This is a genomic window from Actinoallomurus vinaceus, assembly GCF_039542055.1.
Classification (GTDB): domain Bacteria; phylum Actinomycetota; class Actinomycetes; order Streptosporangiales; family Streptosporangiaceae; genus Actinoallomurus; species Actinoallomurus vinaceus.
Genome location: NZ_BAABHK010000037.1, coordinates 1 through 12,766 on the forward strand (window position 1 = coordinate 1; position 12,766 = coordinate 12,766).

Consider the following 12,766-nt stretch of genomic DNA (forward strand, 5'->3'; position numbering starts at 1 on the left):
CCGTCGACCCGGACGACCTCGCCGAGGTCGCGGCCGCGGTCCTGGTCCAGGAGGAACACACCGGCCAGACGTACGAGCTCACCGGGCCGGCGTCGACCACTCCACGCGAGCGGACTCAGGCGATCGGGGACGCGCTCGGAACAGCGGTGCGGTTCGTCGAGCAGACCCGCGCGGAGGCCCGGGCCCAGATGCTGCAGTTCATGCCCGAGCCCGTCGTGGAGGGCACCCTCTCCATCCTCGGCGAGCCCATGCCCGCCGAGCAGCGCGTGAGCCCCCACATCGAGCAGGTCCTCGGCCGCCCGCCCCGCACGTTCGCCGACTGGGCGGCCCGCAACATCGCCGCCTTCCGCTGAACCTGTTCCACCGGCCGGCCTCGCGCCCGTACTCCCCCCGCGGGCACGGGCGCGAGACCGGGCCCTCTCGACCCGACGCCGTCCGGCACGGCCGTCCCCATGCACTCATCCGGCCGGACGACGAGCCCGGCCTCATTTCAAGGAGCACCTGTGTCGATTACAGAAGCGCAACCCCGATCCGGGACGGCGTCACCGCCGCGAGCGCGGGCCGCCGGCCATCCCGGACTGATCCTGGCGTTCCTCTGCGTCGCCGGGTTCATGACGTTCCTCGACGTCTCGATCGTGAACGTCGCCCTCCCGTCCATCGAGCGGGACCTCGGCGTCTCCGAAAGCTACCTGCAGTACATCGTCACCGCCTACGGAACGGTGCTCGGCGGGTTCCTGCTGCTCAGCGGGCGCCTCGCCGACACCTTCGGGCGTCGCCGCATCCTGCGGACCGGCCTGATCGTCTTCGCGGCGGCGTCCCTCCTCGCGGGGGTCGCCCAGGGCTCCACCATGCTGATCGCCGCCCGCGGCCTGCAGGGACTGGGAGCGGCTTTCATCGCCCCTGCCGCCCTCAGCCTGCTGACCAACACGTTCGCCGAGGGCCCGGAGCGCAACCGCGCGCTCGGGATCTGGGGCGGGCTCAGCGGCATCGCCTCGGTCGCCGGAGTGGTCCTCGGCGGGCTGTTCACCGAAGGACCCGGTTGGCGGTGGATCTTCTTCATCAACGTGCCGATCGGGCTGGCGGCCGCGGCGCTCGCGCCGTTCGTCGTCCCTGAGAGTCGTGCCGAGAGGCGGCCCCGTGCCTTCGACACGGCAGGGGCCGTCGTCCTCACCGCAGGCCTGATGCTGCTGATCTACACCCTGGGCCAGACCGTCGACGTCGGCTGGACATCGGCTCGGACCATCGGCGGTCTCGTCGTCACTGGCATCCTTCTGACGGCGTTCCTGGTGATCGAGCGCCGGGCCGAGTCGCCGCTGATCCCGCTCGGCATCTTCCGGCTCCGGGCCCTCCGAGCGGCGAACATCACCGCCGTGCTCCTCTTCGGCACGCTGGTGACCCTGTTCTTCTTCGCCAGCCTGTTCATGCAGCAGGTCCTGGACTACTCGCCGATCCGGACCGGCCTGGCCTATGTCCCCCTCGCCATCATCGTGTCCGTCGGCGCGGGGATCTCCTCGAAACTGGTGACCAAGATGGCGGCCAAGCCGGTACTGATCACCGGCATCGTCATCACCGTCGCCGGGATGCTCATGCTCTGGCGGTTGCCCGTCCACGGTGGTTACGTCAGTGACGTCCTGCCAGCGTTCCTCCTCGCCGGGCTGGGCCTCGGCATGTCCTTCGTGCCGCTGCAGGTCGCCGCGTTCGCCGGGGTCCGGAAGACCGAGTCCGGCCTGGCCGCCGGGCTCATCAACACCAGCCAGGAGGCCGGTGGAGCGCTCGGCGTGGCCATCGCCGCAACGATCGTCTTCAGCCGGGTCCCAGCCCTGACCAAGGCCGCCCACGGGGACCCCCCGCTCGTCCTGGCGGCGCGGGCGAGCGTCTTCCACGAGGCCTTCCTCATCGCGGCCTGCTTCGCGACGGTGGGCGTCCTCGTCGCACTGTCGCTGCCCAAGTTGAGGGCGCCAGAGCACGCGAACGGAGAATCCGTTGTCCCCGTCGCGTAACGACCGCACGGCGTACCGGTCGCGTGAAGGCCGCACGGTGCCCCGGCCGGGTGACGGCGGGGCGAACGCCAAGTCCCTCCCGTTGCCGGCCTCGGCCGAGGCGTTCCTGACCGAGCCCCACGTGTGCACGCTGACGACCCTCCGCCCCGACGGCACGCCGCACGTGGCACCCGTCCGGTTCACCTGGGACCGCACGACCGGGACGGCGCGGGTCATGACGGTCGCCTCACGCCGCAAGGCCGGGAACCTCCTGGCCGCTCCCGGGACCCGCGTGGCGATCTGCCAGGTGGCAGGCCCCCGCTGGATCACACTCGAAGGCCCCGCGACCGTATCCGACGACCCCCGCCGACTGGCCGAGGGCGCACGCCGATACGCCGACCGCTACGGGTCACCACCGCCCACCCCGCCCGGTCTAGTCGTGATCGAGATCGCGGTCGACCGGGTGATGGGCCTGTACTAAGAACCGTCCGGCTGTGGGGTCCCCGATTCGATGAGCACTGGTTCCTGCTACTAGCCCCGCGCCCGATCACCACCCCGGCCGGCGAGGCGGCCATCGCAGCACGAGCGGGCCTCGCAGCGCCGAGCAACCAAGCCCGCTGTCACGTCGTCGACCAGGCCCGCGCGATCCACCGCGCGGGCCTTTCGCGATCTACCCCGGACACATGAAACGCTGGCGGGTCCCTGGCGATGGCGTGCGAGCAAGTGTCGGCTCTTTAGCGAGCAGGGCTCGGCCCCTCGGGGTAGAGAAGTCAGCGGACGCGAGGTCTGGGGCGACGCTGTTTGCTCCTCGTTTGCTCGTATGTCGCGGCACGGTCCGCTTTTAATCCATAGGTTCTGGGTTCGAGTCCCAGGCGCCCTACCAGCCCTGACCTGGGCTTTCGCTCGCCCGGGCCGAGTTTTGATCTTCCTGGTGGGGCCACGGTATGGCCGTGGTGGGGCCGGGTTCGGGCGCGTGTTTCACCGGCGGTACGGGTGCTGATGTGGTGGGCCTGCTGATTTGACTGTGGTGGTCGGTCGGGTGCTGCGTCGGCGTGGGCGTCGCGCCCCGGACGCGCAGCGCGCGGCGTCCAGGACGAGCCGGGCGACGTTCTCGGCGTTCTTGCGGGCGACCTCTGGCAGCACCGTGACGTAGGTGTCGGCGGTCAGCACGATCGAGGAGTGCCCCAACTGGTCCTGGACGACCTTGAGGTCCGCACCGGCCTGCAGGGCGAGGCTGGCGGCGCCATGGCGTAGATCGTGCAGGCGGATCGGTGGCAGGCCGCTGGCGGCGATGAGTTTGCCGAAGTTGATCGATAGCCGGTCCGGGCTGATCGGGCGTCCGCCGATGTTGGTGAACACGTAGCCGCTGTCTTCGGTGCCCAGGGCGGCGAGTTCGGTTTGTTGCCGGTGGCGGTGCCGGCGTAGGGCCGTGACGGTGGTGTGGTCCAGGGCGATGGTGCGTCTGCTGGCCTTGGTCTTTGGCGGTGCCTGCACGATCCTCCCGCTCACGTTCTGGGATTGGGAGTTGATGACGGCGATACCGGCCTGCAGGTCCAGGTCGCACCAGCGCAGTCCGGCCGCTTCGCCGCGGCGCAGGCCACGCAGGGCGATCAGATGGTAGGCCGCGTACAGCCGGTGGTCGGTGATGTAGTGCAGGAACTGGGCGGTCTGGGCGGCGGTCCAGATCGCCACCACTGGGTGTTCTCCGGTCCATCTCCAGCGCCGGATCTGATCGTCAGTCCATACCACCGCGTGCGGGCGTGGTGCGGGTGGGAGCTCGACGTAGCGGGCGGGGTTGTCGCCGATGAGCCGTTCGCGCACCGCGGCGTTCAACGCGGTCCGGAGCGTGGCGTGGATGCGTTTGAGGGTGGCCGCTGTCACCGGGCGGCCGGAGGCGGTCTGGCCGCCCAGGATATGGATGAACATCTGCTGCAGGTGCCGGGTGTCCAATGCCCGCAGCGGGATCGAGCCCAGGTGTGGCTGCAGGTAGTCGTCGACGTGACTGGCGTAGCCACGCAGCGTCGACGGGCACAACGAGATCCGGCCGGCCAGCCAGATCCGCAACCACTGGCCCGTCGTCAGCGGCTTGCCCGCATCGGTGGGGTCGGGCTTTTGCAGTTGACGCAGGGCATCTTCGGCCGCATTCCGGCTGGCAAAGCCGCCCCGGCGGACCCGCCGCCGACGGCTGCCCGGGTACGGGCCGATGTCCACCGCGTAGTACCAGCTGCCATGCCCACGCCGGGCCAGCTCCGGACAGGCGTTACCGAACCGCCTACCCCTGCCCTGGATGCGACACCCGCATCGCTTATAGACCGAACCCTTGGCGCTCATAATGATCTCCAGTTCCGGAGTGGACGGTGCTGATACGCCCAGGATCCGTCGCGCGCCCCTGGGACACCTACCGGTCCTGCCTGCTTACGCTGAGCTGGAAGAGATCACAGCGCGGTTGGTGGCGGCTGGCGGAGACGCAAAGGATCTCGGTCTAGCGTTCGTCCACGACCTCGACATCGGGCTACAAACGCTTCACCACGCGGCAGAACTCCGCCTCCAGCGGCCCACAACTGGCCATCACCTACACCAAGTACGGTGTGGCATGGCCGTCATCGATCAAGGTCACCACGCCGCCGTCGGCGACCCAGGACGGCGTCATCAAGATGACGCTGAAGAACCTCGGCACCGACACCTGGACCTCGACCAACGGCTTCAAGCTCGGCTACAAGCTGTACGACTCGGCCGGCAAGCTGATCTCCACGACGCCGGTGTGGACGACGATGCCCTCCAGCGTCGCGCCGAATGCCTCGGTCACGGTCAGCGCGAAGATTCAGCATGTTCCGGCGGGGACGTACACGCTGCACTGGGACATGTACAACGGCTCGACGTCGTTCTCCTCCCAGGGCGTGCCGGTCATGCCGATGAAGCTGACCATCCCCGACTCGCCCCCTGCGGTGACGGGCGTGTACCCGCTCAGCGGCTACACCGCCTCCACGCTGACGCAGCAGCTGTCGCTGACCGCCTACGACCCTGACAACACCGCCTTGTCGTATGACTTCAAGATCTGCAAAGTCAGCGACCCCACCTCCTGCGTGGACTCCGGGAAGATCACGACCCCGTATTGGACGCCGCCGGCCGGGAAACTGGTCTGGAACACCGCCTACACCTGGACCGGCGCGGTCACCAGCAATGGCGCGACGACGACGGTCGGCCCGGTGGGGCTGACCACCGCGGTGCCGCAGCCGGTCATCACCCAGCACCTGGCCGCCCAGTCCGACGGTCAGGCGTTCGACCCGCAGGTCGGGAACTACACCACCAACGCCACCGACGCCGCCGTGGCGGGGGCCGGACCGGAGCTGTCGGTACGGCGGACGTACAACAGCCTCGACCCGCGCACCGCCTCGCCGTTCGGCGCGGGCTGGACCACGCCGTTCGACGTACGGTTGACCGCGGATAATGACGGGTCGGGAAGCGTCGTCGTCACGATGGCCGACGGGCATCAGGTCCGCTTCGGTAAGAACCCCGACGGAACGTTCGCGCCTCCGGTCGGTGACTTCGCCACCCTCACCCAGAACAGTGACGGCACGTATGCGCTGCTGGACAAGACCGGCGCACGCTACGACTTCGCCGCCTCGGGCCTGCTGTCCAAACTGACCGAGGCCGGTGGCCTGTCCCAGACCTACGGCTATGACGGGGCATCCCACCTGTCGACGGTGACCAACACCGTCTCGAGCCGGGCGCTGCACCTGACCTGGTCCGGCGCGCACGTTGCGACGGTGTCCACCGACCCGGTCGATGGCAAGGCGCTGACATGGTCGTACACCTATGACGGGGACCGGCTCAAGCAGGTGTGCGCCCCGAACAGTGCCTGCACCACCTACGACTACAGCGACGGCTCCCACTACCGGTCCGCCGTGATCGACTCGGCGCCGCAGTCCTACTACCGGTTCGGGGAGAGCGACGGCACGGACGCCGGCAGCGAGGTCGACACCAATCAAGGTAAGGACGACGGCACCTACGCGAACGTTACCCAGGGCGCCGGGGGAGCACTCGCCGGTACGAGCGACACGGCGGCGACGTTCAACGGTTCGAGTTCTTCCGTGCAGTTGCCGGATCGGCTCGTCCATTCGCACACGTACCTGAGCATCGAGTTGTGGTTCAAGACGACGAGTTCCGGTGTGCTGTTCGCCAGCCAGGCGAGCACCCTCTCTGGTGCCGCCGCCAACCACGTGCCGAACCTGTACGTCGGCAGCGACGGCCTGTTGCGCGGCCAGTTCTGGACCAGATCCGGCCAGGCCACCCCCATCACCACCAGCGGCAAGGTCAACGACGGCAACTGGCACCACGCCGTCCTCACCGGAGCCGGCACCACCCAGGCCATGTACCTGGATGGCACCCCGGTCGGCACGCTTGCCGGCCAGATCGGCCACCTCGACATGACCCGCACGTACGCGGGAGCCGGTTACTGGAGCTACTGGCCTGGGGTGACCAGCAACGCCGCCGGCTACTTCAACGGGTCGATCGACGAGGTCGCGGTCTACCCGCGCCCGCTCGGCCTGCCCTCCATCCAAGCCCACTACGCCCTGGGCCGCACCGGTGTAGCCCAGCTCAGCAAGGTCACCCTCCCGTCCGGTAACACAGCTGCGCAGGTTACCTACGACACCGGCCAGGATCGCGTCGACACTTACACCGACGCCAACGGCGGGGACTGGCAACTCGGCGACCCGAACGTCACCGGCGCCGACACGAGTCTGACCCGAAGCGTCACGGTAACCGACCCGGCCCAGCACACCACCACCTACTCCTACGACCCGCTGGGCGGCGGACGGATAACCGGGATCCAGCGCGGCGGCAACCCGGCGCGTACCTTCACCTACGATTCCGGCGGGTTCTTGGCCAAGCAGACCGATGAGAACGGCCACACCACGACGCTGACGCACGACGCCCGCGGCAACATCCTGTCACGGACGACGTGCCGGACGGCCGCCTCCTGCCAGACCAGCTACTACGGCTACTACCTGAATGCGGCCAACCCGCTGGATCCACGGAACGACAAGATGACGTCGTTCCGGGACGCCCGCTCGGCCTCGGCCACCGACACCACGTACCAGACGAGCTACACCTACAGCCCCGCCGGGCAGCTGGCGACGGTGACCACGCCGCCGACCTCCGACTTCCCGAACGGCCGGACAACGACCCACACGTTCACCACCGGGAGCGAAGCGGCCGACGAGGGCGGGAGCACGCCCGCGGGCCTGCCCGCCACCGACGTGACACCGGGTGGCAAAACCACGAGTTACGCCTACACCAGCAGCGGGGACCTGGCGCAGATCACCGAGCCGTCGGGGGAGAAGATCCGCTATAGCTACGACGCGATCGGCCGGCAGCGCACCTCCACCCAGATCACGGATGCCGATCCAGGCGGGCTGACCACCGCGACCACCTACACCGACCTGTCCCGCCCGGCCACGATCACCTACCCGTCCGTGACCGACCCGGCGACAGGCACCACTCACACCCGCGTCGACACCTACGGCTACGACGGCGACGCCAACACCACCAAGGTGATCTCCAGCGACACCACCGGCGGCGACGCCGACCGCACGATCGCTTACGACTACGACGACCACGACCGGCTGAACCAGGTCACCGACGCCGAGGGCGCGGTCACCGGATACGACTACGACGCATCCGGCAACCTCGTCCACAAGACCGACCCGGGCGGCAACGAGTACGCCTACACCTACAACGAGCGCGACCAGCTCACCCAGACCACCCTGCAGCACTGGTCCGACGACCCAGACGGCGACCCCACCACCGGCGACGGCGGCCAGGACCTGGTCACCGACTCCTACGCCTACGACCCCGCCGGTCGGCTGGCCTCGTACACCGACGCGATGGGCCGCACCGACACCTACACCTACTTCAACGACGACCGGCGTGCGACCACCACTCGCCACATGACCACCGGCGGCCCGGACATCGTCACCGCCTCCTACGGCTACGACGCCGCGGGCAACCTCGCCCAGCAGGTCACCGGAGGCGGCAAGACCGAGACCGACTACACCATCGACGCCGCCGGCCGCACCACCAGCCAGGTCCTCGACCCGAACGACCTGAACCGCAAGACCACGGCCGTCTACAACGCCGACAACGATCCCAAGACGGTCACCTACACAGGCACCGGAACCGGCCGCACGATCGACTACACCTACGACGCCGCCGGGAACGTCGCCAGCCAAGCCGTCTCCGGTGACGGCACCACACGGCTGACCACTATCACTCGGGACCAGCGGGGCCTGCCCACCGCCATCACCGACCCGCGCGGCAACACCACGGGCGCCGACCCGGCCGCGTACACGACGAACATCGCTTACGACGAGGTTGGCAACCCAACCACGGTCACCGCACCCCCGGTCAAGGTCGAGACCAAGGACAGCACGGCGACCACCGTTCGGCCCGTCGCCCACCACCGCTACAACACCTTCGGCGAGGTGGTGGCCCAGACCGACGGGAACGGCAACACCACCGACTACGCCCGCGACCGCAACGGCCGTATCACCAAGGTCACCAAACCGGCCTACACGCCGCCCGCAGGCGGACCGGCGATCACACCGGCCACCAGCTACGCCTACGACGACCTGGGCAACGTCACCTCGGTCACCGACCCATCCGGGCAGACCACGACGTATGAGTACGACGCGTTCAGCAACCTACTCAAACGCACCGACCCGAAGGTGTCCACGGCAACCACCCAAGGAGCGTGGTCCTACACCTACGACGCCGACTCCGAACAGCTGTCGGCCACCGACCCGACCGGAGCCCAGACCCAGGCCACCTACGACGACCTCGGACGCAAGATCACCGACACCAACGTCGTACGCAACACCGACGGGACGCAGTACTTCACCACCCACAACGAATACGACGGCGCGGACAACCTGACCAAGACCACCACTCCGGCCGGTGTCGTCACCACCTACGGCTACAACGCCGCAGGCGAGGCCACGGATGAGAGCGACGCCCTCGGCAACGACATCCATTCCACGTACGACCTGTCTGGCAACCTCGCCAAGACCACCCAGCCGACCGGCGAAGGTATCGCCTATGGCTACGACGCCGCTGGGAACCTGACCGAACAGAAGGACCTGGACAAGAACGGCAACACGCTGCACACCCGCAGCATCGGCTACGACCTCGCCGGCAACCCGACCAGCACAACGGACGCCCGTGGCCACACCACCACGTTCGACTACGACGCCCTCAACCAGCTGATCAAGCAGGTCGAACCGGTCGACTCCTCACACTCGACCACGACATCCTTCGGGTACGACGCCGCCAGGAACCGCACCCGCTACACCGACGGGCGCGGCCACCCGTTCTGGACGACCTACAACCCGTGGAACCTGCCCGAATCCGTCATCGAACCCGCCACCACGGCCACGCCGGACGCCGCCGACCGCACCTACACCACCAGCTACGACGAGGCCGGTCGGCCGGCCACGATCAAACAGCCCGGCGGTGTCACCCAGACCAACAAGTACGACGAACTCGGCCGCCTCACCAAGCAGACCGGCAGCGGCGCCGAGGCCAGCACCGGGGACCGCCAGTTCGCCTACGACCTGGCGGGCCGCCAGGTCGCCGCCGCCACCCCGGCCGGGGAGAACGACTTCACCTACGACGACCGCGGCCTGCTGACCAAGACCACCGGTCCCTCGGGTGACTCCTCGTTCGGCTACAACTCCGACGGCGCGATGACGGGGCGCACCGACGCCTCCGGCACCACCACCTACGGGTACGACACCGACGGCCGCCTGGCCAGCGCGGCGGCCCCGATCACCGGGCGCACCAACACCTACGGCTACGACAACGACAGCCGCCCCGCGTCCATCACCTACGGCACCAGCGGACCCGTCCGCACCTTCACCTACGACGACACCAGCGCCCTGGCCTCCGACACCATCGCCAACCCCACCGGCCAGACCGTCGCCTCGACCACGTACAAGTACAACCCCGAACAGCAACTCCAGACCAAGACCACCACCGGCTACGCCGGAGCCGGCACGACCGGCTACACCTACGACTGGGCCGGACGCCTCAACACCCAGACCACCGGAAGCACCACGAAGACCTACACCTTCGACGATTCGGGCAACCTCACCTCCGACGGCACCCACACCTACACCTACGACGAACGAGACCGCCTCACCAGCGATGGCACCAGCAGCTACACCTACACACCCCGCGGCACCCTTACCGCCAAGACGGCCGGAAGCCAGACCACCAACTACAGCTACGACGCGTTCGACCAGCTCATCACCGCCGGCTCGACGTCCTACGACTACGACGCGCTCAACCGGCTGATCAAACGCGGCGGCACCGCATTCGCCTACAGCGGCACGGACAACGACCTGGCCTCTGACAGCAGCGCGACCTACAGCCGCGACCCCGACGGCAACGTCATCGGCGTCGCCAAGGGAAGCAACAAGACGGCAGCGATCATCGACCAGAACCACGACGATCTGACCGCCACCCTCGATCCGGCCACCGCTGCCCTCACCGGCTCCACCGCCTACGACCCGTACGGAAACGCCACCGCCACCACCGGCACCATGCCCGGCATCGGCTACCAATCCGGCTACACCGACCCGACCACCGGCCTGGTCAACATGCACGCCCGCTCGTACGACCCACAGACCGGGGCCTTTACTAGCCGAGACAGCGACGCCAACAGCCCCATCGGAAATTCGGCTAACGCTAACCCCTACGCCTACGCGCTAGGCGACCCCCTGGACTTTACGGACCCCAGCGGCCACGCAGCCGTAAGCAGCTGTTGCCCTAACCCCGCCAGCTGTTCTCGCACAACCGGGATGGCAGCAACGAGCTGCAACCCAGGATCCGGCGGCGAAATCACCTGCTGCCCCGGAGGCTGCGGAGACGTCTGCAACGGAGGCGGCGGCGGATCCGGCCACGGCGGCGGTAACGGCTCCGGCGGAGGTGGAGGCGGCGGAGGCGGCGGAGTCAGCCACCCCAAACCACCGCCCCCGCCCGCCGACCCATGCATCCACAACCACCACTGCAGCGTCCCCAAATCGCCCAAGCCCAAGCCCGACTTCAAACCGGCCAAACCCCCGACCCGCCCGGACAAACTCCCGCCTGGCACGCCCACCGTCGGTGGTGCACCGACGACACCAGGCGCCCCCGACCCAGGACAGGGCAACACGGGCACAGCACCCGGACTGCCCCAGCCAGGCGGCCCGCCCACAACATCACCCAATCTTCCTGTAAACCAGGGATGTGACACCACCTGCGACCAGCCCGGCAACGGAACCGGCACTTTCCCCGACCCCCTTGCGCCGATCACCACAGTCGTGGTCGGAGTCGGGGACGCCATCGGGAACGGTCTCGATAAGCTATGGAACTCGACAATCGGCGGGGCGGGCCGCTTTACAACAGTCGTTATCATCGGCTGGGTTACCGGAAGTGACAAGCCAGATCCGGTAACAAGGACTGATCCAAATGCTGGTGACAATCACGGCGGCGGCGCAGCCGAGGTTCCGAATCTAAACGGCAAATCACTCGAAGAGGCCGAACGTGATATCGAAAAACACGGCTTCAAGCTGACCAAAGAGACCGAGGGAGGGTATCGACGCTACGATAACCCAGACGGAAGCGTCATTTGGATCAGACCTGACGGGGAAGTGATTCGCCTGGGTCCAAAAGTCAACCCGGGTCCGAACCAGAAGAACTACCACCCCCGGTATGGCCCAGATAGCAAGCCAACTCAAGACCATAACACCAACGAAAAAGTGAAACGCTCATGATAGCATTCGACACGTTTATCGATGCGATCTCGCTCTGCGAAGGATATCTTGTGGAGCGTCTAATTATGTCTCGAATCGGGGACTCCGATGTGGTGGATATCTCACTACGCTGGGGGCCGGACAAGCCGGATGTGATGCTCTCCTTTGAAGATGTTTACTACTTCGAAGTGGGAGGAGGGCCTGGGCGGGGAACCGAGCCATTGTATGAATTGACAGCTACCGTTCTGGAACCCAGCAGCGAGCCATGGCCTGATGGGATCAACCTAGACATCGTCCGGTCGGCTTCGCTGCCAGCATTGCTCTGGTTCCGGGCTGGGGGCCCGGCCCAGCTCACTGTTTTGGCGGCTATTGCCACGGCCTATCGAGAGGTGCGCTGACCGCTCTCGTCTTCGCCGGGCTCTACACCTGGTGGATCTGCGGCCTGTCCTGATACCGCACCAGCGCCGCACCGCCCCGACGCGTCGCCCGCACGGCGCAGATGGCTGACCGCGCGGGCCCAGCGACGCCGATGCACTGCCGGCACCCGTGCGGTGGCTGCTGGACCGAGCCGTCACCGATGGCGGGATCCCGCTGATGGCCAACCACGCCCTGGCCAGGGCTATCGTGCTGAGAGGTGCCAACGATTCGACTGCGTCACCCTCACCGGACAGCCTCGCTCCGAAATCGATATCCCGGCACGGACGCTGCCCACGAGCTCCTACGCCAGAGGGCTAAGACGGCACTGCAACGTACAGCCGCGAGCCCGACGGCAACGTCATCGGCGTCGCCCAAGACGGCAGCAAGATAGCGGCCATCATCGATCAGGTGCCTGCCCTTGCATGTATCGTCAATCGTCCGGGTGGGCTTGGGTGCTCGGCGGGTGCTCGTAGTGCGCCACGAGGCGCCTTGTTGTATCCCCGGTACAACCGGGAGGAACTTGGAGGGAGGTTTCTGGGCCCGATGGCTTACCTGGATCCGAAAGGTGAAGGGAAC

At 67.6% G+C, this 12,766-nt stretch carries 6 protein-coding genes; 5 read left to right on the top strand and 1 reads right to left on the bottom strand.

Annotation, left to right across the window (positions count from 1 at the left end; genetic code table 11):
* From ABEA24_RS53060 to ABEA24_RS53070, 3 genes are all read left to right on the top strand, one after another.
* On the top strand, nucleotides 1-353 hold a 353-nt coding region (locus tag ABEA24_RS53060), incomplete at its 5' end, for a Rossmann-fold NAD(P)-binding domain-containing protein (protein ID WP_486303938.1).
* Between the two features lie 150 nt (nucleotides 354-503).
* Nucleotides 504-2,000 (top strand): MFS transporter, encoded by a 1,497-nt coding sequence (locus ABEA24_RS53065; protein WP_345444642.1) that lies wholly within the window; start codon nucleotides 504-506, stop codon nucleotides 1,998-2,000.
* Entirely contained in the window at nucleotides 1,984-2,460 is a 477-nt protein-coding gene (locus tag ABEA24_RS53070) for a pyridoxamine 5'-phosphate oxidase family protein (protein WP_345444644.1), read from the top strand. The genes ABEA24_RS53065 and ABEA24_RS53070 overlap by 17 nt, the downstream gene beginning before the upstream one ends.
* A gap of 497 nt (nucleotides 2,461-2,957) precedes the next feature.
* Here the strand turns inward: ABEA24_RS53070 and ABEA24_RS53075 are convergent, their stop codons facing one another.
* A complete protein-coding gene (locus ABEA24_RS53075; RefSeq protein WP_345444646.1) occupies nucleotides 2,958-4,310 on the bottom strand; it encodes a tyrosine-type recombinase/integrase in 1,353 nt (450 codons plus the stop codon).
* A 257-nt stretch (nucleotides 4,311-4,567) separates the two neighbouring features.
* Between ABEA24_RS53075 and ABEA24_RS53080 the strand changes: the two genes are divergently transcribed.
* Both ABEA24_RS53080 and ABEA24_RS53085 read left to right on the top strand, forming a co-directional pair.
* Nucleotides 4,568-11,794, top strand: a complete 7,227-nt coding sequence (locus tag ABEA24_RS53080) for a LamG-like jellyroll fold domain-containing protein (protein ID WP_345444649.1) — start codon at nucleotides 4,568-4,570, stop codon at nucleotides 11,792-11,794.
* Nucleotides 11,791-12,171 carry a hypothetical protein gene (locus ABEA24_RS53085; protein WP_345444652.1) on the top strand — a complete coding sequence of 127 codons (381 nt, stop codon included), beginning with the start codon at nucleotides 11,791-11,793 and terminating at the stop codon, nucleotides 12,169-12,171. The genes ABEA24_RS53080 and ABEA24_RS53085 overlap by 4 nt, the downstream gene beginning before the upstream one ends.
* Nucleotides 12,172-12,766: the final 595 nt, after the last annotated feature.